The organism is Ewingella sp. AOP9-I1-14, from assembly GCF_052375995.1.
GTDB classification, from domain to species: domain Bacteria; phylum Pseudomonadota; class Gammaproteobacteria; order Enterobacterales; family Enterobacteriaceae; genus Ewingella; species Ewingella allii.
Genome location: NZ_JBQSVA010000050.1, coordinates 1 through 288 on the forward strand (window position 1 = coordinate 1; position 288 = coordinate 288).

At 58.0% G+C, this 288-nt stretch carries 1 pseudogene; it reads right to left on the bottom strand.

From position 1 onward, the window contains the following. Positions 1-288, bottom strand: a pseudogene (locus tag ACT3RT_RS23110) (IS1-like element IS1B family transposase); the annotation flags it as partial.

Here is a 288-nt window from a genome sequence, read left to right on the forward strand (position 1 = left end):
CGACAGCGACTTCCGTCCCAGCCGTGCCAGGTGCTGCCTCAGATTCAGGTTATGCCGCTCAATTCGCTGCGTATATCGCTTGCTGATTACGTGCAGCTTTCCCTTCAGGCGGGATTCATACAGCGGCCAGCCATCCGTCATCCATATCACCACGTCAAAGGGTGACAGCAGGCTCATAAGACGCCCCAGCGTCGCCATAGTGCGTTCACCGAATACGTGCGCAACAACCGTCTTCCGGAGCCTGTCATACGCGTAAAACAGCCAGCGCTGGCGCGATTTAGCCCCGAC